This is a genomic window from Companilactobacillus mindensis DSM 14500 (genome assembly GCF_001434275.1).
Lineage (GTDB): Bacteria > Bacillota > Bacilli > Lactobacillales > Lactobacillaceae > Companilactobacillus > Companilactobacillus mindensis.
Genome location: NZ_AZEZ01000061.1, coordinates 24,868 through 50,412 on the forward strand (window position 1 = coordinate 24,868; position 25,545 = coordinate 50,412).

Sequence of the window (25,545 nt, forward strand, 5' to 3'; positions counted from 1 at the left end):
ATTTTTATTGGGATAGGTACTTTTTGCTTTGACAATCACGGTCTAGCCCCATATCATAATATAAACAAATATAATTATTTATATGAAAGCTGGAAAGGACGTGGGCACCTTGGTCTTTGAGGATAAGATCTATCGCAATTTAACAGATAAATACAATTAGGAGCAAAACATAAATGCTAGAAGAAACTACTATTAGTTCAAATGATAATTCCAAAGAACCCCCGAGGGACTCAAAAGAATTATGGCAATTAAATGAAAATGAATTGGTCAAAAAATTCCAAACTGACCCTGAAGACGGCTTAACCAGTGCCGAGATCAAGCGTCGTTTGGACCGTAATGGCCGCAACGAGTTAGAGGTCAAGAAAACTTCTAAATTCATTCAATTTATCAAACAATTCAACAATAGTATCATCTATATCTTGGCCGCTGCGGCTATCATGACCTTCTTGATGCATCGTTACTCAGATTCGATCGTTATCGGTTTGGTTATCATTGCCAACGCTATTATCGGTTATGTCCAAGAACAACAAGCCGGCAATGCCCTAGAAAAAATTCGTGAAATGCTGATTTCCAAAAACTTCGTCTTCCGTAACGGTGAAAAATTGGAGATCGATGCGCGTGAATTAGTCGTCGGTGACTTAGTTAACTTGGAAGCCGGTGATGCCGTTCCCGCTGACCTTCGTCTGATCTCTGCCGATAACTTGAGCGTGCAAGAATCAGTTTTAACTGGTGAAACTAATCCGGTTGAAAAAATCGAGGAGGCTATCAGTGATCCTAAATTACCACTGGCTGAACGTAAGAACATGGTTTACGCCTCAACTGCGGTCACAAGCGGTTCCGGATTAGGTATCGTTGTTGCCACAGCTGGTGATACTGAAATTGGTCAAATTCAAGATTCAGTTGAATCCGTCAAAGAAAAGCCCACTCCTTTGATGAAAAACTTGAATTCACTTGGATTCGGTCTATCAATTGCTATTTTAATTGCTGCGGTAATTTTATTCATAATCGGTTACTTCATTGACACTTATACTTTACCTACCTTATTAATTGCTGTTATCACAATGGTCGTTGGTTCAATGCCTGAAGGTTTGCCAGCTAGTACTTCCGTTGTATTAGCTATGGGTACTCGTAAAATGACCAAGCGCAACGTAATCGTCAAATCATTACCTGCGGTTGAAACTTTAGGAGCCGTTGATATCGTCAATACTGATAAAACAGGTACTTTGACTAAAAATGAAATGACCGTCAAAAAAGTCGTTACTCCAACTCACAGCTTTGATGTAACTGGTGTCGGCTACGATGCTGACGGTGGCGTTGATTTCTCTGGTAGTTTGGAACTTGGCAATCAAAAATTCGACTGGAAAAAAGATTCCAGTATGCAATGGTTAGTCAATATTGCTGGTCAAACTACTGATGCTCAGTTGCATTTTGAAAACAATCGTTGGGAACTGACTGGTGAACCAACTGACGGTGCTTTGACAACTCTTTATCGTAAAATGACTGGAAATGATCCAGAAGTTGACGAAATTGATTCGTTACCATTCGATTCTGCCTTCCGTTTCTCAGCTCGTTTGGCTAACTTGAACGACCAACGAGTTTTGATGGTCAAAGGTTCTCCTACAACTATCATCAATGCGTCAGTCACATCTACCGACCAAACTTATTGGAACAATAAAATCAAAGAACTTTCCTCTGATGGCCTTCGTGTCGTCGCTTTGGCTTATAAAGTTGTCGATGATTCAGTTACTGAAATCATCCCCGATCAAATTTCTGGTCTTACTTTAGCCGGAATGGTCGGTATCATCGATCCACCAAGAGAAGAAGCCCGTACTTCGATCCACGAATTGCGTATGGCTGGTATCAAGGTAAAAATGATCACTGGTGACCACCCTGAAACGGCTTCTGCCATCGCTAAAAAGCTTGATTTAGATTCCGTCATCAGTGCTGTTACCGGTCCTGAGATCGATGCCATGTCTGACGACGAATTGAATGCTAAAATTGATAATTACAACGTTTTTGCCCATACTACTCCAGCTAACAAATTACGTATCGTTCGAGCCCAACAAGCTAATGACCACGTTGTTTCCATGACTGGTGATGGCGTCAACGATGCTCCAGCCTTGAAGCAAGCCGACATTGGGGTTGCCATGGGTATTAAAGGTACCGAAGTTGCTAAAGAATCAGCTAACATGGTCTTAGCCGATGATGACTTTGCCGATATTGTTGTAGCCGTGCGTGAAGGCCGACACGTCTTTGATAACATTCGTAAGACGATTCGTTTCCTACTACCTACCAGTTTTGCGGAAGGTTTGATCGTTGTTATCAGTATTCTTTTAGGTCAAGATCTACCGCTCTTCCCTGCTCAATTGCTCTGGATCAACATGGTTTCCGCTTTGACGATTCAGTTTGCTTTCATCTTCGAACCACCAGAAGCCGGCATCATGGCTCGTGGTCCTAGAAATGTTAAAGCCGGACTGTTGACCAAACTCGATACCTTTGAGATCGTCTATGTTTCTCTCTTGATTTCTGGACTTGGTATTTGGGCGTTCGACTTCTTAACTGGTCAAGGTATGCCCGAAGTAGTTGGTAGTACAATGGCCTTGAACATCATCATCTTTGGTAAAATTTTCTATCTATTCAATTTGCGAAATGACCACCCAGTTATTTCCAAATACTTCTTCCAAAACAAGATGGCATTCTACATCATTGGTATTTTGATTCTCTTGCAAATGGGAATCATCTACTTGCCATTTATGCAAGATATTTTCCACACGACAAGTATCAACCTTTACTATGGTTGGATCATTCCAATCCTAGCCGGTATTGTTGTCTTGATCGTAACTGAAATTGGTAAATATATTCGTTACCATATTTTAAGAAAAGATTAATAACAAATAAAAAGAACATCAGTCTTACTAGATATCTAATTCTAGTAACCATTGATGTTCTTTTTTATAATTTACATCTGATCCATAGTTTCATTCAAAAGTTCATCGACCCGATTATTTCCAACATTGGTTGCGTGTCCCTTAGTCCACTCAAAAGTTTTATTAGGAATTGTTGGTAATAATTTATCCAGTTCTTTCCACAATTCAATATTGACTGGAACGCTGCCGTCAGCCTTTTTGTAGCCACGTTTCTTCCAGCCATTCAACCAATTTTTAGTGATGGCATTTAGCACATATTGAGAATCTAGGACAAAAATCGCATTTTGTTTGTTGATTTTTAAGTCATTTAAACGAATAATACTCTGAATTAGGGCCATTATCTCCATGCGGTTATTAGTTGCTCCAAATTCACCGCCAGTTCCTTCATATGTCTGGCCTTTATTGTTGATATGATAAGCCCAAGCGGCTTTATCCGATGTCTTCACATGGCCACCCTTAAAGTTTCCGTGATTTCTAGACCCACCATCGGTATAGATGACGACATCAAAATCATCGATATTTGAAACTTTTGACTTGGCAGCTTTCTTAGGCGACTTCGTTGCGTTATAAGAATCTTTTCCGTTAAGAAATGCTTCAGCTTGGGCTTTATCGGTAAAGCTTTTGTATCTAGCACCTGCGAATCCATCGACTTGAGCCTTACATTCTGGCCAGGTCAAATAGATTCCAGGGGTCTTGCCACGTCTTACTGCATAATATTTTTGCAATTGTCATACCTCATTTGGTTAATATTTCTCAATAATAATTATATAATAATATATTGTTGGGGTGAATTTATGAAAAATGGGCAATGGCCGATTCTCTATATCCATGGATTTCGTGGTGGAGATTATACGACCGAAAAAATGATTGAATCTGCTTTGGAATGTAACGGTAAAACAAAAGACCAATTTCTCAAAGTAACAATTAACTGGCGCGGGAAAGTCACATATGAGGGAACTTGGACTGAGGATGAGCATCCCATTGTACAAGTCGTTTTTCAAAACAAATGGGTTGGCAGTAACCAGATGGAATATTGGTTAGTGAAACTCTTATTTGATTTGCGATTAAAACATGAGTTTACGACCTATGACGCGATTGGGCACTCGTTGGGTGCGGTTGCCCTAGTCTTAGTTAATTTGCGGGAAAAAATGCGTCCTTATATGCCCAGACTTAAAAAATTAGTACTCATTGCGGGGCCGTTCAACGGTATTCTTGGTTTAGGCGATCTTCCCAACATCAACCAGATCAAGCCTGACGGTCGGCCAACATTTATGAGTCCAACTTATTTTAGAATTTTTATTAATCGAAACAACATTTCAGATGATTTACGTGTCTTGAATATTTACGGTAACGTCGGTGATCACTCAAACAGTGACAAGTACATCTCCGTTACATCGGCCAAATCAATTTCTTATATTTTAAAGCCCCGTGCTAAAGAGTATAACGAATATTTGATCAAAGGCTCCAACGCGGAACATTCTATGCTGCACGATGATTCTGAGATTTTAAACATGGTCAACGGCTTCATTTACTACAATCCGTTACCATAACGTTATATAATGGCCATGCGCCGATCAGTTTTAAGAGAGATTTGGAGGGGATTTCTATCAAAGCTTGGGAGCTATTTAGACTAGATATAAAAAGGACTTTGCAGTCCAAACCCGCCACTTTATTGATGTTAGCAATGATTATCTTGCCATGTCTATACTGTTGGTTCAACGTTTGGGCTTTATGGAATCCTTATTCAAACACTGGTGGTTTAAAAGTTGGTGTTTATTCCGATGATCAAGCTGTCGAACTTGAGGGTCAAAAGATTGAAATCGGAGATCAACTAATCGCCAATTTAAAGAAGAACAAAAAATTAGGTTGGACTTTTGTTGATTCCAAAAAGGAACTTGACCAAAACGTTAAGGATGGTTCATTCTACGCTGGTATTTATGTACCAAAGAGCTTTTCTAAAGACATTGTCAGTTTCTTATCTGGAAATATCAAAAAACCTACCTTGGTATTCTCGGTCAACCAGAAAATCAATGCGGTCGCCCCGAAGTTAACTCAGTCGGGGGCCACAACGTTACAAAATACCGTTTCAGATGAATTTATTGGAACAATCAGTAAGACGATCACTAAGGTTTTGAACAAATCTGGTGGTGACATTCAAAAGAACTTGCCTATGTTGAGAAGACTTTCGAGTTTATTGATCACAACTGATGATAATTTGCCCGAATTGCAAGATATCATGGATAAAGTTCAAAAAGCCAACACGATCGTTCCTAACTTAAATCAAAAACTACAACAAGTTAACGATATGTATGGCTACATGCCATTGTTGAATCAGGATGCTCAGAAGCTAGTCAGCTTGAACAACTTCCTTCCATTAGCTGATGCTGGTGGCGGTGCTGCTAAACAACTTCAAAGCAAGATTCCCGAAATTCGTAACGCTGGTACGCAGATCAATGAAGTCGATTCTGACTTTGGCAAAATTTCCGATTTGATGGATACAAGTATCAATCAAGTTAAAAACGGAATCCAAGTTATCGACAAAGTTCAAGCCGTCGTACCTGACATCCAAAAATTAGGTGAAGATGCCCAAAACGCCACTGATAAAGCCAATAACGAATTGATTCCTAAGATCCAACAAGCATTGCCAGTCATTAAAACGACTGTCGATACTGGTCTTTCAATGGTTTACAACATTGCCAAACAGATCAGTACTTCAATGGACAATGCCAACAATTTGATCGACAAGATCAAAGATGATCCTAAGAATCAACAATTGAAGGAACAACTCAAGACAGTTATTCAAAACATCGCCAACGATGCTGCCCAATTATCGAAGATCAGTCGCCAAGTCGCTTCATCATTGACTGACTTGCAAAACTTCTTCAACAAATTGGCTGACCAACTTGGCAAAGATCCAATAACTATCTTCAATACGCCAATTCAACATCTCAACGATTTAGCTGATCTTAACGATTCCTTAGCTGATAAAGCTAACGATATCCTAAATCACTACGATGATCTCGATACAACTGATCTACAAAACAAGTTGTCTGATCTATCGACACAAGCTAAAAAGGTCGCTGATGGCGTTACAGACATCAAGGGTCTCAATATCATGGACAGTGTTTCAAGTACTTTGACAAGCATCAGTAACTTCTTAAAAGATGCTGGTTCAACTTTGAGCCAAGTCAATAACAACATCATCCCTGCTATTCCAGGACTTTTGAACAATACTAAAGGTGTGTTGGAAACTGCTTTGACATACCTCCAAAAGTACCAAAAACAATTACCTGCTTTAGGTAACGAAATTCACGATGCTAACCAATTATTAAACGGCAATATGAGTAATATCACGACCGGTATAAATCTGATCAATGATTTCTACAACAATGACTACCCTACTTTAAAGAAGAAGATGGCCACAGCAACCTTCTTCGTCCAATATCAATTGCCACAGATCGAAAATGAATTAACGACAACTTTGAATTTGGTCAACTCCAAGACGCCTGAACTAGAACAAGCTCTCTCGACTGCTAATGACTTCGCTAAGAACGATTGGCCACAGTTAAAGAAAGATGTTCACCATTCAGCTAATCTGTTGCGTAAGGGCCAAAAGAACGTCGATTTGGGTGCTTTGATCAAATTGATGAAATCCGATGCCAATACGGAATCTGATTTCTTCGCTAATCCGGTCAAATTAAAACAAGTCAACCTCTACGATGTGCCTAACTATGGTTCTGCTAGTGCTCCATTCTACTTGGCTTTGTGTATCTGGGTTGGTGCTTTGCTTCTATCCAGTGTCTTCACCGTTCACTTCAAGTTGAATGACCGTCAGAAGTATCGTTACTCATTCAAACAACGTTTCAACGGTCGTTACTTGACCTTTGGCTTTTTGAACCAATTACAAGCCATTGCCGCTGCGGTTGGTGATCTGCTTATCATTCACGCTTATACGAAAGAAAAACTCTACTTAGTCTTATTCTGTATGTTAGTTTCCTTTACCTTTATATCTATTCTGTACTCTCTAGTGCAGATGTTTGGTACCGTTGGTAAAGGATTAGGTATCATTATCTTGGTCCTATCAATTTCCGGTGGTGGTGGTAACTTCCCGGTTGTCCTATCAGATGGATTCTTCAAAGTCATTAATCCATACTTGCCATTTACTTACGCGGTCAATCTGATCCGTGAAGCGGTCGGTGGGATTTATTGGCCAAACGCAACCAAAGATATCATCATCTTAGTAGCCTTCGGTGTCGTCTTCTATCTCCTTGGTCTACTTACAACTGAAAAGATCAAGCCATTGATGCACAAACTACACCGTAGTGCTAAGAAGAGTATGTTGATCGAATAGTCTTATTTGAAAGAGAGAAGGATTTTAATGACTGATATAAAAATGAAATTTTATCGACCTTTCATCACTGAGAATTTCTTTTGGGATTTCCCCACTCACTTCAATCTAAAAAAAGTCAGTGAATTCTTAGGTCTTGAAATCGATCCGACTACACAATACATTTCTGACAGTGCCAAAACTATCATGCGAAACGACGGCGTCTATTGGTTGATTCAAAAGAAACATTCCGATGACATCGTAGCTTTGATCTCGCTGAGCGATTTGGATCTGGTCAAAAAACAAGCTGCCTTGATGATTACCTTCAAAGGTTTAAATGACGATGAAAAGCACGAAATTTCACAACGGTTATTAGTCTTTCTAAAAGATCAAATCTCACTTGAAGAAATTGAAATCAATCAATTGGACCACATAGTTCAAGAAAACTTCACAAATAATGGATATACTGTTAACAATAATAATTTATTAAAGAGGAGTTAACATCTATGTATGGATATGGTTACGGTTCCAGCTACTTGTTGATAATCATTGGTTTGGTTATCACCTTATGGGCATCATGGTACGTAAATCATAATTTCAAAAAATATGATCAATTTGCCAGTCGTCGCGGTACTTCTGGTGCTGAGGCTGCCCGTTTCATTTTGGACCAGGCTGGACTTCAAGATATACAAATCAATAAAGTCAGTGGTAATCTGACCGATAATTACAATCCGGGGAATAAAACCCTTAATCTGTCTGAATCAACGTATGATTCCACATCAGTTGCGGCCATTGGGGTTGCTGCTCACGAATGTGGTCACGCGATTCAAGATCAAAAAAATTACGCTCCAATGCGTGTCCGGGCTGCATTAGTTCCGGCTGTCAATCTCGGTTCTAATGCTTCATTTCCAATCATTATCGTTGGTGCTTTGTTAGGAATGAACCACTTCCTGATCACTATCGGTATCTGGTTGTTCGCATTGATAGTCTTGTTCCAAGTTGTAACTTTGCCAGTAGAATTCAACGCTTCTGGTCGTGCTATTAAGATTCTCAGCTCAGGCGATCTGCTTGATAGTGATGAAGTTCCGATGGTACGCCAGGTCTTGTTGGCAGCCGCTTTGACTTATGTCGCTGCAGCTATCTCTACTGCTTTACAATTACTTCGTTTGATTATCATTTTTGGTGATAATAGAAATTAATGATCGGAACAAAGTATGTTTAACATTCAGGCATTAACAAAAAGTCGTTTCTGATTCGCTGAATCAGAAACGACTTTTTTATTAGACAGAAAAACTATATTTTTTCCGCATTTGGTAGAGAATATAATCGTATTTCAAACCCTTTTTATTTTGCAATATCGGCTTAATAAATTAGATTTTATTAGTACTTTGAAGTAAACTTTTTAATAAGATTAATAGAGGGGAATTTATTTTATGATTGATGTTTGGATCATCTGGCTAATTCTCATTATTTTAGTAGTCAATACTGTTTCAGCTCTGATCACTGTTTTCCATAGACCGCGTAATATCGTTACTACCTGGGCTTGGATCTTAGTTTTGGTGCTGTTGCCGATTGTCGGATTCTTAATATATGCTTTCTTAGGGCGTGGGATCGCTCAGGAAAAAATCTTCAACATTAGCAAACAAGAGCACTATAGTTTAAGCCAATTGAAGAGAATGGCCATTGCTGCTCAAAAGCGGCCTCAAAACGCTTCAAGGTACGATGAAACACGTTATGCCGACCATATTATTCGTTTCTTCAATGAGACCGAAGAAGCTCCATTGACGCGACACAACGAGATCGAATTATTCTTTGACGGAAAAGAAAAATTCCAACGCATGTTCGAGGATGTTAGAAATGCCAAGGAAACCGTCCATGTCGAATACTATGCCTTTATCAAAAGTGATATTGGTGACAAATTTTTAAAATTGCTCACCCAAAAGGCCAAAGAAGGTTTGGAAGTTCGCTTGCTTTACGATCCATGGGGGTCTGGCGGTACTAAACCTCGTTACTTCAAGGAATTTCAAGCTGCCGGTGGCGAAGTGTTGCCTTTCATCACTTCCAAAAATGTGATTGCTAAAACTCGTTTGAATTATCACTTGCACCGTAAAATCGTTGTCATCGATGGAACAACTGGCTGGATCGGTGGCTTCAATGTTGGTGACCAATACGTCAATGTAACTGAGAAATTCGGTTATTGGCGTGACACGCACTCCAGAATCTTTGGAGCTGCTACATTATTGTTGCAAGAACGATTCTTCCGTGATTGGAACGCTTCCTTGGATAGAAATGCTGAACCATTGGCTTTCTTGGAAAAATATTTTCCATCCGATAAATTCAATACCGAAGCTAACATGCCGATTCAAATTATTTCCGATGGACCTGACAGCCGTGATGAGATATTGAAGGACGGTTTTATCGATATGATCGTCAGTGCCAAGAAGAGCGTTTGGATCCAATCGCCATATTTAGTTCCTGACGATGCCATGTTCACTGCTTTAACAATTGCTGCTCGTTCGGGAGTAGATGTTAGGATCATGATTCCATGTATGCCTGACCATCCCTTTATTTACCGTGCTACGCAATATTATGCCAACTTACTTACAACCTATGGCATTAAAATTTACAGCTATCAGAAGGGCTTTTTGCACGCTAAAACGTCAGTCTTCGATGGTAAGATTTGTTCCGTTGGTTCAATGAATCATGATTTCCGAAGTTATTCGCTGAATTTCGAGGCTAACGCTTTTATCTATGATGCTAAAGTTTCACATCAACTATCGCGTCAATTCGAAAAAGATATGACTGATTCACTATTTTTGACGCCTGAAATGATTAAGGAACAAGGTATGTGGTTGCACTTTAAACAACGTTTTTCACGATTATTGTCACCTATTCTTTAAATTTAAACTTTATTCTAGTCTATCGCTTATTGTGGTAGGCTTTTTCTAACCAATTTAAAATTATGGAGGTACATTTATGAAAATTCTCGTAACTGGTTTTGACCCTTTTGGTAATGACAAGATCAATCCTGCCATCGAAGCAGTTAAAAAACTTCCCGATACTATCAATGATGCAACTATTATCAAATTAGAAATTCCAACTGTTTTTAATCAATCTGCTCAAGTCGTTCATCAAGCTATTATCGATAATCAGCCTGATTACGTTTTAAATATCGGTCAAGCTGGTGGCCGTTTCGGTTTGACACCTGAACGTGTAGCAATCAATTTGGATGACGGTCGAATCGCTGACAACGCTGGCTTTCAACCAACCGATCAAGTTATTCAAGCCGATGGGCAGAATGCTTATTTCACACAATTACCCGTCAAAGCTATGGTTCAAGCAATTAAACAGGCTGGCATTCCTAGTTCCCTTTCAACTACTGCCGGAACTTACGTCTGCAATCACATCATGTATCAAGTTCAATATATGATCGACAAAGAATTCCCCACGTTAAAGGCTGGCTTCATGCATATTCCTTTCTTGCCGGACCAAGTCGTTAATCGTCCCAACACACCTTCTTTATCATTAGTTGATGACGTTGCTGGTATCACAGCTGCTATCGGAGCTATCGTTGACCGTGATGGTAAAAGTGATATTTCAATTATCGGTGGCAGTCTCAATTAGAGTTATCTGAAAAAATCATTCAGCTTTCAAAAGAATTTTCATTTAATCTAGGAAATGGCCAAATCGTACGCTATACTTAATTAGCTTAATTGCTGACAGTAAATTATCATCGGTGATTAAATCTATTATTTTAGGGGAGCGTATCAAATTATGGACGAACGTGGAACTGCTGTACCAAACGAAGTTAAGGTCTGGAATTGGGGCGCCTTTATGTTCAATATTTTCTGGGGAATTGGTAACAAAACTTATTTGCCATTACTTTGCTTAATCCCATTGTTCAATGTCGTATGGATTTTTGTAGTTGGTTTCAAGGGCAACTCTTGGGCTTGGCAAAATGGTAACTACAAAGACGTTGAGACTTTCAAAGCTGTTCAAGCAACTTGGAATCGAGCTGGATTGGTTCAATTCATCATCGCTGCAGCTTCAGTAGTCCTATACTTCATGTTCTTTGCCACAATTATTTCAGCATTTCTTTCTAACTATTAATCATATGCACACAAAAAGGCAGAAATTCCAGCTTAGGAATTTCTGCCTTTTTAAATCAAATTCTATTCGTAGATTCGATTAACAACTTTTTGATGATACAAGTCGTTTCCTTGTCCCCAGAAAATAAAGCTTAGTGACACGTAAACAACGGCCAAAATTATATTTACCGCATTAAATGGCATGATATTCATTACCATCAAACTGACGATGAAAACGATCGACAGCAATGAAATAATACTCCCCAACCAAGCGTGCGAATTATTTGCTAAAACATATTTTTCAAGAACTAAGGAGGCAATCGAGCCAATAACAAAAATAAAACCTAACATAATTACACCCCCATAATTAATTCAGCGTATATTATGTTAGCACAGATAATTTTCTGAAATAAATGATTTGCCTTTAAAAACGTCTCCAAGAAACATTCCAACACTTTTAGACGATTGTATTAGATAATATTCGGCAGGAGGATTATCCATTTTGTACAAACAAATAACGATTTATGACCTTTTAGACATCTTACACGATCAACTCGGTCAACAAAATTGGTGGCCAGCTGAGAATAATGAGAATATGTTGGCTGGCATGATCTTGATCCAAAACACCAATTGGAAAAACGCTGACCGTTCACTAGCCAATTTGAAACAAGCAACTAACTTTGAAGTCGACAAAATGTTGGCCTTATCAACGGAAGAAATGGAACGTTTGATTCAACCGAGTGGCTTTTTCCACAACAAGGCTATCTATCTTCGTTCTCTATTGACGGCCTATCGTAATGACTTCGACGAGTGGGAAAAACTACCTACTTCACTATTGCGCAAACGACTGAATGCACTAAAGGGTGTTGGTAACGAAACAGCCGATGTATTGTTGCTCTACTATTTCCACCGGCCTGTCTTCGTAGCTGATAATTATGCAATGAAATTATTCACGAATCTGCATACCTTCACTAAAAGACCCACTTACCTTCAACTAAAAAAAGCTGTCGAACGTGACTTCAAACTGACCTCCAAGCAAGCTGAAGAACTTCACGCTTTGATTGATGAATTTGGCAAATTACGCAGCGACTTCTTCAAAGATTATCAACTTCGGCTGCCAGATTTAGTGGCCCATAATTCCATAGAAAAATAACTGCATCAAGTCATCCTCATGATTCTTGATCTCAACTGCACTGTGAGCATTAGCCGGATTTTCTGACATCGCATAGCTGATGAACATATCCAAGTAGATCATCGCCCCTTCGTCAGTTATTTGCGGATTGACCATCTTTTCCTTGCGGCCTTGATCCAACAGCTTTTTCCAAAAGCCTCTTTTATAGGCGTTATATGTTTTCATCACGCTCGTATCGCCATTTTTACCACTGAACTCATCGTACATGAAAACAACGAAGTCATCATTGATGGCCTTGGACATCGTGGTACCAAAGTTCATCAGATTCTCCATTTTTTGGGCAAAATTAGCTTTGTCATTATCCAAAGCTTCTTCCGACCCTTTGTAACCGTCAATGATCAGCTTGATTACGACTTCTCGTGCTAGAAAAATTTTACTAGGAAAATATTTATATAACGTCACTTGTGATGAATTAGCCTCCTTTGCAATCTGTGCAATCGAGGTTTTTTTGTAGCCATCTTTAATAAAATTACGTTCGGCAGCATCCAAAATGGCTTGTTTTTTAGCTTTTTTTCGTTTCAAATTATTTGTCATCATAATTACCTTATTTATTTTTTATTGGAATATTTCAGTTTTCGTCTCGGCCTGTCAACAATCTCCAAAAAGTGCTTCAAAATAGTTCAATACCGGTATTCTTTGTGATTGACATCGCCTTTGTACGGCTCTAATATACTCGGTAAATAGTGAACTATTCAAGGATTATATTTCATTTTTAGAGGTAAATATTATGTTGAATCAAAATACACCGATCTTACATATCGATCATCTTCAAAAGAATTTTGGTAAATTTCATGCTTTAAAAAATATCACTTTTGACATTTATCCTGGGGAAGTTTTTGGATTTATTGGACCTAATGGTGCCGGCAAATCAACCACTATCCGGACTATTCTCGGTATCCTGCGGGCAACTGGCGGTCGTGCGACTATCTTTGGCAAAGATGTCTTCAAAGATGCCGTCGAGATCCACAAACGAATCGCCTACGTACCTGGTGATGTCTACTTGTGGCCAAATTTAACTGGTGGCGAAATCATCGACCTTTTCTTAAAACTCGGCCACAGTCGTCATACTGAAAAGACAGATCAGCTGATCAAACTCTTTCAATTGGATCCAACTAAAAAAGCTCGAACATATTCTAAAGGTAATCGCCAAAAAGTAGCTTTGATTGCAGCTTTCTCGACTAACGCTGACTTCTACATTTTTGACGAGCCAACTTCTGGACTGGACCCATTGAATGAAGAAGTCTTTCAAAAAGAAGTTCTCAAATTAAAACAAGCTGGTAAAGCCGTTCTCTTATCAAGCCACATTCTCTCCGAAGTTGAAAAAATGTGTGACAATATCGGCATCATCCGCAACGGAGAAATCGTCGAAACTGGTTCCTTAGCACAAATGCGTCACTTAACCCGCACGACTATCAAAGTTCAAACTAGGGACCAAACACCCGAATTGTCAGCTATGACCGGAGTTCACAACGTTAGCTTTGATAATAATAATCAAATCCTAACTATGTCTGTCGACTCTGAACATTTGGAAAGCATCATGTCTTATCTGACTCAAAAGCAAATTGTTTCCTTGCAAGCCACTCTACCAACGCTTGAGGACCTCTTCTTACGTTATTACGATTCCTCAAATGGAGGGACAAATAATGAACAGTGAAAAATTTCAAAAAACTGGCTTTTTAACGCGATTCAGCTTTAAACGTGATTGGCTCAGATTATCTATTTGGGCAGTCGTTTTGATTGGCTTCTTTGTAGGGGTTGCGGCTAAATTTACCGGCCTTTATGGTAGTAAAGCTGCCGTGGATCAAATCATTAAAACTTTAAAGACTCCAGCGATGGTTTCACTTTTTGGCAAAATGCCTGCCGGACCTTATACTACTGCCGATGTCTTTGCCTCCAAAATGACCGTCTTCATGGCTATCATCGCAGCTGTAATGAACTTCTACTTCATTATTCACAACACACGTGGCGAGAAAGAATCGGGAATCTTAGAAATGATTCAAGCTCACTCGGTTGGTCGGTTAGCCAACTTGGCAGCTGCTTTACTGGAAGTTTTTATCTTGAATTTCGGTATCGGTTTAATTTATGCTATCGGTTTACAGTTCGCTAATTTAACAGGAACTGATACTAATGGTAATTTTCTACTCGGTTTGGGGCTTGGAGCCGTTGGGTTCATGTTTGCGACGATTGCTGCAGTGATTGCCCAATTGACTGACAATTCTCGCAGTGCCACGATTTTTTCATATTTGATTTTTGGAATCATGTACATTGCCAGAATGGTTACTGACGTTACTCATCCCAAATACACTTGGTTCGTTCCCATGGGTTGGGTCGAAAAATTCTCAACTTATAAGCAAAATAATTGGTTGCCAATTTGGCTGATGCTGGGATTGTCTTTGATCATGGTCCTTTTAACTTTTTATTTGAACAGCCGGCGTGATATTGGTTCGGGAATGATTGCTACTAGACCAGGTAAAGCTCGTGCAAGTGCCTTGTTACGTGGTCCAATTTCACTATTTTGGCGTTTGAACCGAGTCAGTATCATCGTTTGGTTTTTTGGTATTATGATTCTCGGTGCCACATACGGTTCCGTCTTCAACACGATCGGTGATATTCTCAAAACTAATCCAATGTTCAAACAATTACTGAATACCAGTGCTATCAATGCTGCCAATCTTTTGATAATCAAACAATTTATCGCCATCTTGTTGATCGTCTTTGCAGCGTTAGCCTTGGTTCCTGGCATCAACTTGATCAACTATCTAAAAACCGGTGAAAATAAAGGCTATCTAGAAATTATTCACGCCACACCAACTAGTCGTTTGAAATTATTCTGCTCCGTTATACTTCTTGCAACGATAACCAGTGTGGCGGTTCTCTTCGCTGGTATCTACGGTTTATATGCCGGTGGTAACGCCGTTATGACTCATCATTTAGCTTGGTCAATTTTCCTTAGAGGGTTCTTAGGCTACCTTGCTCCCCTATTGATTTTCTTAGGCATCTCAGCTTGTCTAGTTGGTTGGTTGCCAAAATTAACAGCTTTGAATTACGGTTACTTAGTAGTTGGGTTCTTCGTTCAATACTTCGGTAAGCTACTCAAATTACCCGATTGGACTAAGAAGATCACTCCATTTGGCTTCATCAATCAAGTCCCTGTGAAAAACTTTGATGTCGCAACCTTCTGGTTCCAAATTGGCATTGCTGTTGTTCTAATAATTATCGGTTACATCGGTTATCGCCGGCGGGACTTAATTATTAACTAAATAATGCTCAATTTGTTTCACACAAAAGCAAATAGGCCAATATTCATAATACGAATATTGGCCTATTTTAATATATAAAATAAAGGAAAAAACATTAGTCTGGAAGCTATTATTTATAAAATGTTTCATTAACAGCTTGTGTGATAGCAATCTTAGCATGAGCATAAGATAAACCACCTTGGATATAAAGTGAATATGGAGGACGAATTGGACCATCAGATGACAATTCAATCGTTGAGCCTTCAATAAAACTACCAGAAGCCATCACAACTTCATCTTCGTAACCATCTTGGTGATAAGGGATTGGGTCAACGAATGAGTTCATTGGTGAGAAGTGTTGAATAGCGGCACAGAACTTGATCATTGGATCAGGTTTGCCGAAGGAAACAGTTTGCACGATATCAGTTCTAGGTGCGTCCCACTTAGGTGAAACGTTCATACCCATTTCTTCGCAGAGAGCTGAAGTGTAGACCATACCTTTCAAAGCTTCACCAGTTGTGTGTGCAGCCATGAAGAATCCTTGATAGAAGTCACGCAAGTAACCCCAAGTAGCACCCTCGCCTTTACCAGCACCAGGAACCGTCAAACGTGCCCCAGCACCATTGATCAAATCTTGACGACCAACTAAGAAAGCACCACTCTTAACAATTCCGGCCCCGGCATTCTTGTAAAGTGAACCGGCCATAAGGTCAGCACCGTAGAATGTTGGTTCTTCACATTCGGAAAATTCACCGTAGCAATTATCGATGAAAATATTAACATCAGGACGAATATCTTTAACGAATTTAATCATCTTAGCAATCTTAGCAACTGTAAAACTGTCACGAACCGCATAACCACGTGAACGTTGAATAGCAACGACTTTGATCGTCTTGTCAGCTTTCAATGACTTCTCGGCGTTTTCATAATCGACTTCACCGTTGTCTAATAATTCATCAGTTTTAAAACCGATACCGTAATCTTTCATTGTTCCCTGATTATCACCGGCAATCCCGATTACTTGTTGAATCGTGTCATAAGGTGTTCCAGTCAAATAATAAAGCGTATCGCCGGGACGTTGCATGCTGAACAAGGCCGTCGAAATAGCGTGAGTACCAGAAGCAAATTGTGAACGAACTAAGGCATCGTCAGTTTTGAAATAATCGGCATAGATTTTTTCGATCTTGTCACGACCGATATCATCATATCCGTAACCAGTTGAAGATACTAAATCCTCTTCACCAACGCGGTTTTCTCTGAACAAATTCAAGACACGTTGTTGATTGTACAAAACTTGTTGGTCGATCTCGTCGATTTTTGGTTGAATCAACTTCTCAACTTTACTTACTTTCTCACTTAATTCTGTTGGTAAATCTTTTTTCCATGATAAGACCATGATCGGTCCTCCTCTATTTATTCTTCAATACTTCTGCTTGAACGGAAATAGTTCCATCTGCATTTTGATTCCAATAAACACCTTGAATTTCCGGCACGAAACCTGGGAAACTTTCAATCGCACCAACCAAAACTTCAAAGTACTTCTGATCAATTTTGGCCCATTTTTCACCTGGCGCCACAATGAACACCCCAGGAGGATATGGCAAAGCCCCCTCGACAGCTACTCGCCCTAAAATATCCTTTAGATCAACCAATTCACTCTGGTTCTTCATGAACAACTGATCAGCAGCCTCCGGCGTCATTTCGTAAGCTTGCATGTTTGGTTTAGCAAATAACTCTTTTTGCAAAGTGAAGGTCTTGTTCTCACGATAATATTGGTGCATCTCTTGGCACAACTGTTTCAAAGTATAGCCGTTATATCGGTCCGGATAGATCTTAGCTAATTTTGGCAACACTTTAGTCAATGGTGCATCTGCCAAATAATACTTTTCAAATTCCAGAAAAGTCTCTAACAATGTGTCGAGTTCTTCCTTAGTATCTCCGGGTGTCAATAGGAACAAGAGTGAATTCAAATCATCTTTGGCACGGATGATTCGCTTTTCCATTAAGAATTCAGCTACTACGGGACCGGGAATTCCATTTTCCTGATACGTGGCGTTTTTGACATCAATACCAGGCGTCATAACGGTTATTTTAAGTGGATCGATCATTGCCTGACCTTTAGCCATCTCTTTAAAACCATGCCAATTATCGTTTGGATCGAATTGCCAATATTTACTATTAGTCGCTAAGTCATCAGTACTTATTTCGGCAAAATTATCGGGCACGAATGGTCTGAATAATTTAGATCTCTTGAGCAACTCTTTTCGCCATTCGATTCCCAAGCGTAACGTCTCATCCCACCAATTCTTGTTACCTTGGCCGGCTGTCAAATAGGCATTGACTGTCAAGGAAGCATAGATTGGATACGAATAACTGGAAGTCACGAATTTCAAATAAGTATTGTTAAAGTGCTTGTGGTCGACATAACGGTCTTGGCCCTTTAAATGACTGTCTTTTTTCAATATTTGCGATGTTTGCGCCAGACCTGCTTGTTGCTTGTGCAACGACTGCGTCATCAAAATACCAGGGTCATCAGGACCGTATTCCAGTTCCAAGGGCGACAAGTGTTTCATGATTGGTACGAACTGTTCAAAGCCACCCCAAGCACAGTCGAAGAGAATGTAGTCGCACAATTTACCAATTTTGTCGATGATCCATTTAGCATCGTAGAAAACCCCATCGTATGTTTCCAATTGAACGATGGCCAATCGGAATGGTCGTTTAGCTTGAGCTTTTTTAGGATCAACTTTGGCAATTTCAGCTCGAATGCTTTTTTCATCCAAAGCTTCAGGATTCATCTCGCCAATCAAGCCTAAGGCGTTACGGTCAGTAGGAATGTAAACTGGCTTGGCTCCACTCATAACTAAAGCACTGTTGTAGAGTGATTTGTGATTGTTTCGGTCAAATAAGACCAAATCGTCTTGAGCTAACAGAGCACTGGCACAGATTGAATTGGAACTCGTTGTTCCGTTAGTACAGAAGTAAACTTTATCGGCATTGTATGTTTCAGCGGCCTTTTGTTCAGCAGTCAAAGGTGTTCCACCGTGAGTCATCGTATCGCCCAATTCATCGACCGTATCACTCGTATCGGCAAACATCAAATTCTTACCGAAGAAACGGTTGAAGACAACGCCGGCTGGATGCTTTTCATAATATTGACCGTTATGGTGTCCGGGTGTCGTAAAACTGATTGGTCGATCCTCAGCAAAATTGACTAGGTCCGTCAAAAAGCCTGGTACCATTTGATCACGATATTCGTTGGCTTTATTTATGATATTAGCTTGCTCTTTTTGAGAAATAGCCGTATCACTAACTTGAATAATAGGAATGCCAAGTCCTGATGTTCGTTGTAGATTTTGTGCATGTTGCAAATTGGCCGAGTCGTTGGTACTCAATACGATGGCAGCCAATTCTGCGATATCAGTCTTTTCTGTAAATGGAACAATGTCCCAATCCGTTAAAGACTGAATTTTCACATCATTACCAATGGCAATTTTCAGAAAATTCATAATTTCCCCCTATTTTTTAAAATGTTTTCAAAAAAGTATTGCAAATGATATATAAATCCCTATAATTTTCTGGGTATGTTTTTTTTATATTCGCAATAACTATTATGAATAAAATATTACGGCATTGATTATATATACATATTGAGGTTATAAACAAGTGAAATTAAATAGTTCTCTGTTAACATTAAAACCTCCAAATGCTTAAAGCTTGATACATCAAGACTTTTAGACATTTAAGGGGAAAATAAACTTGGAAACTCTCGAACCGAACCAAAAACATTATATGAGCTGGCCGGTCATTGCTTTGATCGACTTCGTTACAATTATCAGTTTTGAAAATATCTTCTATCCATTCCAAAACCAAGGACTATCCGTTGTTATTTCATGGATCTTCCTACTTTTTGCATATGTTATTCCTTATGCATTGATTTCTAGTCAAATGAGTTTGACCTTTGATAACCAAGCCGGGGGGCTGGCTTCATGGGTCCGTCACAGTAGTAATGATACTTTAGGCTACTGGACTTCTTGGATGTATTGGGTCCAAAGTGTGCCTTACATCGTCGACGTTTCAAACTCCGTTATCGTCTCCTTCAGTTGGATGTTCTTAGGTAACAACACTTTAGATAAAAGAATGTCGACCTTCTGGTTCGGTATTTTAACTTTCATCATTATTTTATTATTTATTCTGCTAGAAAATGTTATCAAGAATTCTCTAGAAATCCTTTCACTTATCGGTGGAGGGGCAATGTTCATCATGTCAGCGCTCTTCGTTTTGCTTGCAGGATACGCTGTACTTCATGGTCACCATATCGCTACTCAACCTTTCAACTGGGGTGCTTTCAAACCCTCGTTTAGTCTGAAATACTTCTCAACAACGGGGCTTTTGATCTTCGCCATGTCCGGTGCTGAATTGGCTGCTCCATACGTAGTCCAAATGCGCGACCCTAAGCACGAATTTCCTAAAGCTATGTGGCTACTTGCTATCATGACTGGTTTCTTAACTATCTTTGGTACATTAGCTTTGGCAATGTTCTTCAATGCCAATCATATTCCACACGATTTCAAGATGAACGGACCTTACTATGCTTTCCAACTATTAGGTAACAGCTTGGGTGTTGGTAAATTATTGATGTACATCTTCGCTGTCGTTCAAGCAATCTTTATGATGGCTCAATTAGCTGTCCTACTTGATGCTTCAAGTCGGGTCTTTGCCGGTGATGTTGCTGATAAATTCATGCCTAAATGGCTCACTAAGACTAACAAAAATGGCCGTCCGATCCACAGTTACACAATGACTACTGGTTTGAGTTTGTTCCTATTATTGCTAACTGGTACTTTGCCAAATATCAATACGATTTATAACTGGTTGTTAAACATCAACGGTATCATCTCACCATATAAGACTTGTTGGGTCTTCTTCGCTTTCGTTGCTATGCGTTGGAATCAAGACAAGTTCCACTCAGATTATACTTTCATCAAAAACCGGACTGGTGCCTTACTTGTCGGTGGCTGGTGTCTAGCATTTACTTTCATCTGTGCTACTTTGGGATTCATCCCTCAAGAAGCTAAATTCGGTACAGGTGCCTTCAATCACCAATTATTATTGAACTTCATTACTGTTATCGTCTTGTTTGGACTTGGTTTTGTAATGCCATGGCTACGCAAACGTGAACAAAGACGTGAAGGTTTGATCGATTAATTATTGTAGAAAAAGCCCCAATATTCATAATGCGGTTCTTTTTCAAGTTTGGTCGTTCACTGCCGTCTTCCATGAAATTCTGGTGGACGCTGGAACGCAGTGAGAGCAACTTAGAGCCAATTACAATTCAAATTGTCTCTAAGCTTGTCTGTCTCTAACCTGGCAAAGGACGCCAGCCAAGAGACTACCACGGCTGAGCATCCACCAGAATTCCATTCCAGACTAAACGGTTTTTTATTTGTTTTACATTAGTAGTGTTAAAATTTTAAATTTAATGATTCGATATTTTATTTACGATAATACTAAAGATAGGTCATCCAGCAGATTTTGGATGGCCTATTAGTATATCTAAATAATTGTATGTAACCAAACTTAAAAAAGAACCATAATGCGAATATTGAGGCTTTTTTACTACTACTCAGAAGTTGACCGATTTACTCTGATCTCTAGTCTTTGATTTCATTATATTTATAATATTTGTAAGCATTTTTGTTACAATAACCATAATATTAACAAACGAATTTTTTTATTGATTCTTTTGGGGGAAATTATAATGAATCGATATAATATCTTGAAAAAATTTTTACCGGTCTTCTTCTTACTTTTGCTAACTTTTCTTATTGGATCGGTCAAATCCGTCCAAGCTGCTACTATCGGTCCAAATGACTTTGGCGATGGTATTAGTAACTGGTCATCTTACGGTTCCAATCCATCAGCTCAAGTTACAACTATGCCGATGGCTCCTTACAGTACTTTAGGGGTGGGCTATTCCTTTGGTTTAGCTGCCAATAACAAGGGTGTCGTCCCCAACAATGGTCAATCGGCTTCCGATACAGACTTTCTCAAGCCCACTGTGGTTTCTGGTGGGAATAACTCTCACTTCTCAAAGATGAATGAATTCATCAACGACAATGGCAGTTATATCAATGCCCTCTTTCAAGGTAGCATTACTTCCAATCCTACCGAGGGAGTTTCTTTTACCTCACCCGATTTTATGATTGCTCCAGCCAACAGTACCTCTACTGCCGTTACATCCGCTAACTTTTCCCTTCTGGGGACTACATTTAGTGGTAATTATAATTACGGTTTAACTAATAAGAAATATTACGTTGCCAAAATGGGTACCGACCCTCAAGGTAACGCTCGCTATGCTTACAAAATCGTTGGTGACTTCAAACGTACCAATACTTCCAATTACGATAATGGTACTTTCGATTTGCAAGCTGAGATTCTTTTAAGACCATCCCCTACGAACGCCGCTATCGTTCAAAGAGAATTGTATTTACACAACGCCACATCCGCTAGTCAAAACTTTGTCATCCTCTTCGGCGAAGATACCAACATGGTCAATGGTAGTAGTTTGCCTGATAACGTTGACGTTAGAGATCTCGGTAACAAGCGTGGTCTCTATATCGAAAGTGGGTATTACAACGGCCACAATTACCGACTCTACGTTACGAATGAAACCCCTGATGGCTTTACCTCCTACTCCGGTCAGTTGAGAGGTGGCAACAATAATGATAATTGGGCCAGTGGTTTTACTGATGGAAAAGTTACCGGTACTGGAGCTGAAACTAGCAATAATGACTTTGGTGCTCTTTTGACGCCAAAACTTGGAAATACTATTTATACACTCAAGTGGAATCCCACTAACTTAGCTCCTGGAGCAACCTCGCATTACAGCTCAACTTTTGGTGTCGTTGCTAGTCCAATGTCTATTCCCACGCCTACTAAAACTTACGTCAACGAATCGCGTTCTGACGGAACTAATCAAGTTAATGATAAATTGAAATTCACCTTAAAAATGATCAACAACGGTTATGGTGCTCAATGGAATTACACTAAATTAGTCGACCAGATTCCTGAAGGCCTTCAAATCGATCCTAATTCCATTACCCAATCAAACAACGGTGTCGCTGCTCCTAATCCTTTGCCTAGCGATTACGATGCCTCTACTAGAACGCTAACGATTTATCCCAACACCTCACTGACCGATCAGCAGTACACTACGATCACCTTTGAGGCCAATATTACTAAAGATGCTATTGATCACTTGGATGCTAACGGCAATTTAACTAATTCGGCTACCTTCACTGGTATCGATCAAAAAGTTGCCAATTCAACCAGTCACGATTACCCAGCTTCAGTTGATATTCCGGTACAAAAACCAAGTTTCTATTATACTTTCTCCAAACAAGTTAGAAATCTTGGTAAAGACGGAACTGACACCTCCGCGACTTATGAAGACAGTACTGATGCCAAAGTTGGCGATGTTGTTCAATACTTTATCGAATATAAAGTCAGCAGTGGCAGTAAAGATTCATTAGCTAGCGGATCCAAATTATCTGACGATTTTCCAACTGGAATTGTTCCCGAAGGAGGCTTCATGATCAAGGGTCCTAAAGATGACCAAGCCTACCATTATGGAAGTATGAATACCGGAATCAATCAAGTCGATCCAGGTGAGACTGTCACGGTTGAATTCAAGGCTAATGTCACCTCTGCAGCCGTCGGGGCAGTCACCAATGTAGCCAAAGTTACCGGCGGCACTTCCACTTCTGGCTTCAATCCGGGTGATATGGTCACTAACGGTGCCACTGTCAATGTGCAAAAGTCTAACGCCTTTACTAGTGTTCCTAAATTGATCGATTTTGGTTCCACTAACATGTATGGGAAAGCTAAAACGCTTGAGAACGTTAATACTGAAGGTGAATTGATCGTAACGCATCCCGATTCCAATCCTTTCAATGTCAGCGTTTCTTACGACAATGACAATACTGACGACCAAATGAAAAATCAAACTACCGGCAGTACGATTCCAACCGATGGTTCTGGATTGCTTTTCATCAAGCAGAGAACCAATTCTGCATCTGATTCTGGAACTTGGAAACCAATTTTGGCATCCGGTGTTCCTATTCAAACCGATAATTTTGCCGGCAACCAACAGGCTCTCAACCTCTCCGATTACGTCGGTGTAGGCGATTGGCAAATCAAACTTAGTCCCAACACTGAGGTTGGTAATTATAAAGGTACTTTGTCCTGGAACTTAGTTGAATCAGTGTGAGTTTTTAAATATTTATCTACAAAAATAGCTCTTAACCAATTTTTTTGGTTAAGAGCTATTTACTTACAATCGATTTTTACCAACTAAAACGGTTCTGTTAATAACAAAGGTAACTACAATCAGAGTGATAATAAGTATCCATCCTAGCAGATCAGTCGACACTTGTGTACTAAATCCCGTGTTGCTAAACATCGAGCTGAATAAATCCGAAATACTGTACGCTACGATTGGGAAAATAACATTATGTGTTTTCAAATAACTAATAGCAAAGACACTTCCGAGACAAAACGCATATATAACTTGAATTACAGTCTGAGTCACACTCTGATTTATGCTAATAATATTATAAAAATGAGCTAAAGCAAAAATCGTTGTCGTTAAATAAATTTTCCAGTAATCTAATTTAATCGAAGGTTTGAAAAACGAATCTAATAAGTGAAACGGAACAATCCTATACATAGTTTCTTCAAACAAACCAGTTGTTATTGCATCATATAGATAACTATTATGATAGCTAAATGAAGTAAAATCGTGATTCAAGATCAGCGTCAGTGACATAATCAGTAAAATTGAGATCATGCCAAATTTTGCTTGTCCTTTGCCTAAAATATTCTTGGATCCACTCACATATAAGTAAACCATCAAAGATAATGCCACGATTATTAATCTGAAATTATTAGCATCAGATAAACCTAAATGAAATATTTCTTCACCAATAAAACCACTAATTATTGACAATATGATATAAATAAAAATTATCGTCAGAATAGACTTTAATAAATTAAAAATTTGTTTTTTCATATTTATCTCCCTCAAATAAAAGAGACTTGCATAAGATTAGCAAGTCTCTTTTTTATATTACCAGAAATGCCACCATGGCTTTTGAGGCTTCGTAACTACTGTAACACGAGCTCCACCACCATTACTTGAGGCATATAAATATTTTTTCTGATTTTCATCACTATAATGCCACTCTATATAAAAAATACCTTCTTCAATATTTTCCCATTATTAAAGACGAATTTAGATTGTTTTTATTAACGTTTGACTTTTTGTATTAACGTTAGTTATTTAATATCTCTTTAACGTTAATATCCAAAAACCGACGATTATATTATTTTGAATACTATGCTTCTAATTAAGATATAGTAGGTCTTGTAAAGGTGACAAATCAAAAATATGTTATCTAATAGTGAAGGAAGTGACGTCTGATGATTTATTCATATTTGAAATTAGGTCCCAGAGATGGAGTCATGTTGGTTTCAGTTATTATTATGTTAGTTTTAACATTAGTTTTTAAATGGTCAGTATGGGAATTTTTGTTTTCTGTTGTTGCAGTCATAATTGCATTCTTAGCAGGAAACATGAAACCAGATAAGAAAAACGTACTTGCTTTCTTAAAAAGATAGTTATATGCGCAAAAACAATAACCAAAAAAGGATACCAAATTAAAGTGCAACACAAAAGTTAGACAAAATTAAATATTGTTAAGCTGCTAAG

20 protein-coding genes are annotated in these 25,545 nt (G+C 39.0%); 14 read left to right on the forward strand and 6 right to left on the reverse strand.

Annotation, left to right across the window (positions count from 1 at the left end; translation table 11 throughout):
• Positions 1–173: 173 nt before the first annotated feature.
• A complete protein-coding gene (locus FD29_RS05710; RefSeq protein ID WP_057887990.1) occupies positions 174–2,888 on the forward strand; it encodes an HAD-IC family P-type ATPase in 2,715 nt (904 codons plus the stop codon).
• A 71-nt stretch (positions 2,889–2,959) separates the two neighbouring features.
• On the opposite strand, the gene FD29_RS05715 is transcribed toward FD29_RS05710, so the two are convergent.
• Positions 2,960–3,652, reverse strand: coding sequence for a ribonuclease H family protein (locus FD29_RS05715; protein WP_057887991.1), 693 nt, complete (start codon positions 3,650–3,652; stop codon positions 2,960–2,962).
• A gap of 69 nt (positions 3,653–3,721) precedes the next feature.
• Between FD29_RS05715 and FD29_RS05720 the strand changes: the two genes are divergently transcribed.
• The 7 genes from FD29_RS05720 (at position 3,722) to FD29_RS05750 (ending at position 11,364) form a co-directional block, all read left to right on the forward strand.
• The gene (locus FD29_RS05720; RefSeq protein WP_057887992.1) at positions 3,722–4,477 is read left to right on the forward strand and encodes an alpha/beta hydrolase; all 756 of its coding nucleotides are present in this window, start codon (positions 3,722–3,724) and stop codon (positions 4,475–4,477) included.
• 98 nt (positions 4,478–4,575) lie between these two features.
• Positions 4,576–7,278, forward strand: coding sequence for a YhgE/Pip domain-containing protein (locus tag FD29_RS05725; RefSeq protein WP_186810610.1), 2,703 nt, complete (start codon positions 4,576–4,578; stop codon positions 7,276–7,278).
• Positions 7,279–7,305: 27 nt separating this feature from the next.
• The gene (locus tag FD29_RS05730) at positions 7,306–7,755 is read left to right on the forward strand and encodes a hypothetical protein (protein ID WP_057887993.1); all 450 of its coding nucleotides are present in this window, start codon (positions 7,306–7,308) and stop codon (positions 7,753–7,755) included.
• Between the two features lie 5 nt (positions 7,756–7,760).
• The gene (locus FD29_RS05735) at positions 7,761–8,453 is read left to right on the forward strand and encodes a zinc metallopeptidase (protein ID WP_057887994.1); all 693 of its coding nucleotides are present in this window, start codon (positions 7,761–7,763) and stop codon (positions 8,451–8,453) included.
• Between the two features lie 234 nt (positions 8,454–8,687).
• The gene (gene cls, locus FD29_RS05740) at positions 8,688–10,154 is read left to right on the forward strand and encodes a cardiolipin synthase (RefSeq protein ID WP_057887995.1); all 1,467 of its coding nucleotides are present in this window, start codon (positions 8,688–8,690) and stop codon (positions 10,152–10,154) included.
• A 76-nt stretch (positions 10,155–10,230) separates the two neighbouring features.
• Positions 10,231–10,878 carry a pyroglutamyl-peptidase I gene (gene pcp, locus FD29_RS05745; protein ID WP_057887996.1) on the forward strand — a complete coding sequence of 216 codons (648 nt, stop codon included), beginning with the start codon at positions 10,231–10,233 and terminating at the stop codon, positions 10,876–10,878.
• Positions 10,879–11,028: 150 nt separating this feature from the next.
• Entirely contained in the window at positions 11,029–11,364 is a 336-nt protein-coding gene (locus tag FD29_RS05750) for a hypothetical protein (RefSeq protein WP_057887997.1), read from the forward strand.
• Positions 11,365–11,426: 62 nt separating this feature from the next.
• On the opposite strand, the gene FD29_RS05755 is transcribed toward FD29_RS05750, so the two are convergent.
• Positions 11,427–11,693 carry a hypothetical protein gene (locus tag FD29_RS05755; protein ID WP_057887998.1) on the reverse strand — a complete coding sequence of 89 codons (267 nt, stop codon included), beginning with the start codon at positions 11,691–11,693 and terminating at the stop codon, positions 11,427–11,429.
• Positions 11,694–11,844: 151 nt separating this feature from the next.
• On the opposite strand from FD29_RS05755, the gene FD29_RS05760 reads away from it, so the two are divergent.
• On the forward strand, positions 11,845–12,495 hold the full coding sequence (locus tag FD29_RS05760) for an endonuclease III domain-containing protein (protein WP_057887999.1): 651 nt from the start codon (positions 11,845–11,847) through the stop codon (positions 12,493–12,495).
• Here the strand turns inward: FD29_RS05760 and FD29_RS05765 are convergent.
• The gene (locus FD29_RS05765; RefSeq protein WP_147007932.1) at positions 12,466–13,071 is read right to left on the reverse strand and encodes a TetR/AcrR family transcriptional regulator; all 606 of its coding nucleotides are present in this window, start codon (positions 13,069–13,071) and stop codon (positions 12,466–12,468) included. The two genes, FD29_RS05760 and FD29_RS05765, sit on opposite strands and share 30 nt — an antisense overlap.
• A 190-nt stretch (positions 13,072–13,261) precedes the next feature.
• Between FD29_RS05765 and FD29_RS05770 the strand changes: the two genes are divergently transcribed.
• Both FD29_RS05770 and FD29_RS05775 read left to right on the forward strand, forming a co-directional pair.
• Positions 13,262–14,188, forward strand: coding sequence for an ABC transporter ATP-binding protein (locus FD29_RS05770; RefSeq protein ID WP_057888001.1), 927 nt, complete (start codon positions 13,262–13,264; stop codon positions 14,186–14,188).
• Positions 14,178–15,794: an ABC transporter permease gene (locus FD29_RS05775; protein ID WP_057888002.1), complete on the forward strand. Its 1,617-nt coding sequence runs from the start codon at positions 14,178–14,180 to the stop codon at positions 15,792–15,794. The genes FD29_RS05770 and FD29_RS05775 overlap by 11 nt, the downstream gene beginning before the upstream one ends.
• Before the next feature lie 109 nt (positions 15,795–15,903).
• Here FD29_RS05775 and FD29_RS05780 read toward each other — a convergent pair whose 3' ends face one another.
• The gene (locus tag FD29_RS05780) at positions 15,904–17,169 is read right to left on the reverse strand and encodes a methionine gamma-lyase family protein (RefSeq protein WP_057888003.1); all 1,266 of its coding nucleotides are present in this window, start codon (positions 17,167–17,169) and stop codon (positions 15,904–15,906) included.
• 13 nt (positions 17,170–17,182) lie between these two features.
• Complete coding sequence (locus FD29_RS05785) at positions 17,183–19,282, reverse strand: putative ornithine decarboxylase (protein ID WP_057888004.1); 2,100 nt, start codon at positions 19,280–19,282, stop codon at positions 17,183–17,185.
• Between the two features lie 283 nt (positions 19,283–19,565).
• Here FD29_RS05785 and FD29_RS05790 point away from each other — a divergent pair, with 283 nt between their 5' ends.
• Both FD29_RS05790 and FD29_RS05795 read left to right on the forward strand, forming a co-directional pair.
• Entirely contained in the window at positions 19,566–20,981 is a 1,416-nt protein-coding gene (locus FD29_RS05790) for an APC family permease (protein WP_057888009.1), read from the forward strand.
• A 553-nt stretch (positions 20,982–21,534) separates the two neighbouring features.
• A complete protein-coding gene (locus tag FD29_RS05795) occupies positions 21,535–24,045 on the forward strand; it encodes an isopeptide-forming domain-containing fimbrial protein (RefSeq protein WP_057888005.1) in 2,511 nt (836 codons plus the stop codon).
• 63 nt (positions 24,046–24,108) lie between these two features.
• Here FD29_RS05795 and FD29_RS05800 read toward each other — a convergent pair whose 3' ends face one another.
• The gene (locus tag FD29_RS05800; protein WP_057888006.1) at positions 24,109–24,846 is read right to left on the reverse strand and encodes a CPBP family intramembrane glutamic endopeptidase; all 738 of its coding nucleotides are present in this window, start codon (positions 24,844–24,846) and stop codon (positions 24,109–24,111) included.
• 407 nt (positions 24,847–25,253) lie between these two features.
• On the opposite strand from FD29_RS05800, the gene FD29_RS11635 reads away from it, so the two are divergent.
• Positions 25,254–25,454, forward strand: a complete 201-nt coding sequence (locus tag FD29_RS11635; RefSeq protein WP_057888007.1) for a hypothetical protein — start codon at positions 25,254–25,256, stop codon at positions 25,452–25,454.
• Positions 25,455–25,545: the final 91 nt, after the last annotated feature.

Bases quoted from the DNA above. Each gene is read 5' to 3' on its own strand.
- FD29_RS05710 (WP_057887990.1), top strand. From the start codon at position 174: ATGCTAGAAGAAACTACTATTAGTTCAAATGATAATTCCAAAGAACCC.
- FD29_RS05720 (WP_057887992.1), top strand. From the start codon at position 3,722: ATGAAAAATGGGCAATGGCCGATTCTCTATATCCATGGATTTCGTGGT.
- FD29_RS05730 (WP_057887993.1), top strand. From the start codon at position 7,306: ATGACTGATATAAAAATGAAATTTTATCGACCTTTCATCACTGAGAAT.
- FD29_RS05735 (WP_057887994.1), top strand. From the start codon at position 7,761: ATGTATGGATATGGTTACGGTTCCAGCTACTTGTTGATAATCATTGGT.
- cls (WP_057887995.1), top strand. From the start codon at position 8,688: ATGATTGATGTTTGGATCATCTGGCTAATTCTCATTATTTTAGTAGTC.
- pcp (WP_057887996.1), top strand. From the start codon at position 10,231: ATGAAAATTCTCGTAACTGGTTTTGACCCTTTTGGTAATGACAAGATC.
- FD29_RS05750 (WP_057887997.1), top strand. From the start codon at position 11,029: ATGGACGAACGTGGAACTGCTGTACCAAACGAAGTTAAGGTCTGGAAT.
- FD29_RS05755 (WP_057887998.1), bottom strand. From the start codon at position 11,693: ATGTTAGGTTTTATTTTTGTTATTGGCTCGATTGCCTCCTTAGTTCTT.
- FD29_RS05765 (WP_147007932.1), bottom strand. From the start codon at position 13,071: ATGATGACAAATAATTTGAAACGAAAAAAAGCTAAAAAACAAGCCATT.
- FD29_RS05770 (WP_057888001.1), top strand. From the start codon at position 13,262: ATGTTGAATCAAAATACACCGATCTTACATATCGATCATCTTCAAAAG.
- FD29_RS05775 (WP_057888002.1), top strand. From the start codon at position 14,178: ATGAACAGTGAAAAATTTCAAAAAACTGGCTTTTTAACGCGATTCAGC.
- FD29_RS05780 (WP_057888003.1), bottom strand. From the start codon at position 17,169: ATGGTCTTATCATGGAAAAAAGATTTACCAACAGAATTAAGTGAGAAA.
- FD29_RS05785 (WP_057888004.1), bottom strand. From the start codon at position 19,282: ATGAATTTTCTGAAAATTGCCATTGGTAATGATGTGAAAATTCAGTCT.
- FD29_RS05790 (WP_057888009.1), top strand. From the start codon at position 19,566: ATGAGCTGGCCGGTCATTGCTTTGATCGACTTCGTTACAATTATCAGT.
- FD29_RS05795 (WP_057888005.1), top strand. From the start codon at position 21,535: ATGAATCGATATAATATCTTGAAAAAATTTTTACCGGTCTTCTTCTTA.
- FD29_RS05800 (WP_057888006.1), bottom strand. From the start codon at position 24,846: ATGAAAAAACAAATTTTTAATTTATTAAAGTCTATTCTGACGATAATT.